General features: G+C 59.9%; 4 protein-coding genes. All 4 read left to right on the top strand.

Features of this window, described 5'->3' with window-relative positions:
* The first annotated feature begins 343 nt into the window (after window positions 1-343).
* On the top strand, window positions 344-1,537 hold the full coding sequence (locus tag ACTXPP_RS13925) for a restriction endonuclease subunit S domain-containing protein (protein ID WP_443342676.1): 1,194 nt from the start codon (window positions 344-346) through the stop codon (window positions 1,535-1,537).
* A 51-nt stretch (window positions 1,538-1,588) separates the two neighbouring features.
* Window positions 1,589-1,882: a type II toxin-antitoxin system RelE/ParE family toxin gene (locus tag ACTXPP_RS13920; protein ID WP_443342674.1), complete on the top strand. Its 294-nt coding sequence runs from the start codon at window positions 1,589-1,591 to the stop codon at window positions 1,880-1,882.
* An 11-nt stretch (window positions 1,883-1,893) separates the two neighbouring features.
* Window positions 1,894-2,964: an ImmA/IrrE family metallo-endopeptidase gene (locus ACTXPP_RS13915; RefSeq protein WP_443342672.1), complete on the top strand. Its 1,071-nt coding sequence runs from the start codon at window positions 1,894-1,896 to the stop codon at window positions 2,962-2,964.
* Window positions 2,961-3,600: type I restriction endonuclease (locus tag ACTXPP_RS13910; RefSeq protein WP_443342670.1), on the top strand; the 640-nt coding region annotated here is incomplete at its 3' end. The genes ACTXPP_RS13915 and ACTXPP_RS13910, both read left to right, overlap by 4 nt.

The following is a 3,600-nucleotide window of genomic DNA, read 5'->3' as shown; positions in this document are numbered from 1 at the left end:
ACGCACCGGACGCATGGATCGACCAATCCAAAACGAAGATCGGCTACGAAATCTCTTTCACGCGCCACTTCTACAAGCCCACCCCCATGCGCACCCTCGCCGAAATCCAGGCCGATATCCGCGCCCTCACCGCTGAGACCGACAACCTCATGGCCGAAATTGCGGGTGAAGACTGATGTCTCAGGATCTCCAGCGGTACGACCGGTACGTGTCGAACAGTAGCCCGTGGCTTGGGGACCTACCGTCGCACTGGAGTATTCAGCGGACCAAGTCGCTTCTGGTCGAGCGGTCTCAGAAGGGGTTCCCGGACGAGCCGCTTCTTGCCTCAACGCAGAGTCATGGGGTGATCCTCAAGTCTGACTACGCCACGCGCACAGTGACTGCAACCAAAGATCTACACCTTCTGAAACTGGTGGAGGTTGGAGATTTCGTGATCAGCCTCCGCTCCTTCCAGGGTGGTATTGAACGTTGTCACCATCGAGGGATTATCTCGCCCGCCTACACGGTGCTGACCGCGAAGTCAGACAAGTACCGAGACTACCTCACATACCTGTTCAAGTCGAAGCCGTTCGTGGACTCCCTGACGCTGTCTGTGACTGGGATACGTGAAGGTCAAAACATAGACTACGCGACGTTGGCGGTTGATCTGCTTCCTGTGCCCCCGGACGACGAGCAGACGGCGATCGTCAAGTACCTCGCCCATGCAAACGCGCGCATCACCAAGGCCATCGCCGCCAAGCTCCGCCTCATCGCCCTCCTCGAGTCCCAAAAGATTGCGACAGTAAACGATGGTGTAGTAGATGATTGGCCACTAATTCCGGTCAAGAGGGCCCTGCATTCGATGACAGCAGGAGCGTGGGGATCCGCTCCCGAGGAGTCGGATGACCCTGCGAGATGGTGTGTACGAGTTGCTGACTTTGACTATTCATCGGGAGGAGTACTGGATTCTCCAAAGACGTACCGTGCTATTGCTGATCGAGAGTTTTTGAAGCGATCACTCAGACGAAGCGACCTACTGCTCGAAGGATCGGGCGGAGGTGAGAAGACACCTGTCGGGCGTGTGGTGCTGTTCGACCACGATGTCGACGCCCTCTGCTCGAACTTCCTACAACGGTTGCGACCAGCTGACAATGTCAATCCAGAATTTCTCTTGTTGATGCTCAGGCGAGTTCACGCGAGCGGTGAAGTCCGTAAGTACATCAAGCAGACGACTGGCATCCAGAATTTGGACCTCCACTCGTACATGAACCATGAAATTCCGATGCCCTCGTCTTTGGAACAGGAACGAGCTGTGTTAGACGTCAAGGCAGTGTTCCGGGAGATCGACGCCGTTGCTGCACGACTCAAGCAGGAGATCGCTCTCCTTCAGGAGTTCCGTACCAGCCTGGTCGCTGATGTGGTGACGGGCCAGGTGGACGTCCGCGGCGTGGCTGCGACGTTGCCGGACGCGGCCGAGGCGGATGCTAGTGCTGCCAACGAGGCTTCACCCGAGCTTGACAAGGATCTGATCGATGCGGTGGAGGGCGCCGATGTGTGATGGGTTGGGCTTCCGAAGTCAGTTTCAGAGTGTTACGATCTAGGTAACACGATGGAGCTGAGGTATGAGGACCGTGAGTTGGAGCGCCAGTGTACCGAGGGGCGCTACATGCAGCGCAAATTGGGCGCGCAGCGGGCGAAGGCGTTGCGCCTGCGTCTCGACGAGCTTCGGCGCGCCGAGGAACTCGCTGACCTGCTGTTCTTCGGTGGCAAGTGGGAGGAGCTGAAGGGTGACCGTGCGGGGCAGTGGTCGGGCAGACTGACCGCGAACTGGCGGCTCATTATCGAGCCGGACAGTACGGTCGTCACCATCGTTCGGGTCCGCGAGATCATCGACTATCACTGAGAGGAGCTGACATGACGAACCTTCCTGACTACGCCGTTGCCCCGGGTGAGCACATCCAAGAGTGGCTGGACGACCAGGGCATCAACGCGGCCGAACTGGCCCGTCGCCTCGACGTGACGCCGAAGCACGTCTCGGAGCTGCTCTCCGGGAAGGCTCCGTTGTCTGCCACTGTCGCGCTGAGCTTGGAGCGTGTCACGAGGATCCCGTCCCGGATCTGGAACCGATTCGAGGCAAGCTACCGGGAAGACGTGGCACGTCTCGCGGAGGCTGATCGGCTCGCCGCCCAGTACTCGCAGGCGAAACTTTTCCCGCTGGCCTATCTGCGCAAGTGGAGGTACATTTCAGCGCCGGCGCGCGACAAGGCGGGGACGGTTCGTGACCTGTTGAGTCTTTTCGGGATCGCAGATCTCGAAGCCTTTGCTGCGACGTGGGTGCATGCGAAGGTGGCGTACCGCAAGGTCACGCTTGCCACGGACAAGGTCTATGAGCGGGCGACGTGGCTCGCGCTCGGAGAGTGTGCGGCCGAGGTGGACAGCTTGGGCAAGTTTGACCGGTCCGGGCTTGAAGCGCTGATCCCCCAGTTGCGGGTGCTGACGGCGCGCCCGAATCCTGTCGAGGCTCTCGGCGAGGTGACAGCCATGCTCCGCGGCGTGGGAGTCGCGTTCTGTTTGATCCCGCCGATTCCAGGTTTTGGTGTGCACGGTGCGACCCGATGGATTTCGGGGCGCCCAGTGGTGCAGCTTTCCGTTCGCGGAAAGACAGATGACCAGCTCTGGTTCACACTCTTCCACGAGCTGGGACATGTGCTGCTACATGGCCAGAAGAAGGTCTTCCTGCAAGGGACAGGTGACCGAGCGGAAGCCGAGGCCGATGAGTTCGCTTCGTCGACACTGATCCCTGAGCCATACCGGGACCGGCTGCCGAGTGGCCGGAACATCGCTGTGGTGCGTGACCTTGCCGCAGATCTTGGCATCGCGCCGAGTATCGTCCTGGGCCAGGCTCAGCGAGCTACGAAGGACTTCGCGTGGGGCCAGAAACTCCGTGTAAAGCTAGTGTGGAACGACGCGAAGGAGGCGCAGTGATCGCCCCTCATCTCGACGAGGCTAGCCTCGAATCGCTCATCGTCACCCAGATGGTTGAAGAGGGTTGGAGCGAAGGGCGGGCTCCCGATTTCGATCCCTCCTATGCGCTCGACCTCGAACATCTCACGGCGTTCGTCGAGGCGACTCAACCCCACGTCGCGGAGGCGCTGTCGCTTGGTGAGCCGGCGCTTGCCCGTCACCGGTTCCTGGCCCGCTTGCAGGGTGAGATCACGAAACGTGGGGTAGTGGACATCCTCCGGGACGGTGTGGATCACCTCGGCCAGCATGTGGACCTCTACTACCCGCAACCCAGCGCAGGTAACACAAAGGCCACAAAGCTATTCGCAGCCAACCACTTCGTGATCACCCGGCAGGTGCACCACAGTCCGAGCAACCGCGGCGATGCCGTGGATCTTGTTGCGTTCGTGAATGGCATCCCCGTGTTCACGTTCGAGCTAAAGAACAACATCACCAAGCAGACTGTCGATGATGCCGTGCAGCAGTACCAACGCGACCGCGACCCGAAGGAATTGTTGTTCGCCTTCGGGCGCACGCTCGCACACTTCGCAGTCGATGACCAACGGGTGAAGTTCTGCACACAGTTGAAAGGAGCTTCATCGTGGTTCCTGCCGTTTG

The organism is Candidatus Corynebacterium faecigallinarum, from assembly GCF_052264515.1.
GTDB lineage: Bacteria > Actinomycetota > Actinomycetes > Mycobacteriales > Mycobacteriaceae > Corynebacterium > Corynebacterium faecigallinarum.
The sequence above is the reverse complement of the archived record's forward strand: the minus strand, read 5'-3'. Positions and strand labels throughout refer to the sequence as shown.

Coding starts and splice junctions, on each gene's coding strand:
- ACTXPP_RS13920 (WP_443342674.1), top strand. CDS start 1,589: ATGGAGCTGAGGTATGAGGACCGTGAGTTGGAGCGCCAGTGTACCGAG.
- ACTXPP_RS13915 (WP_443342672.1), top strand. CDS start 1,894: ATGACGAACCTTCCTGACTACGCCGTTGCCCCGGGTGAGCACATCCAA.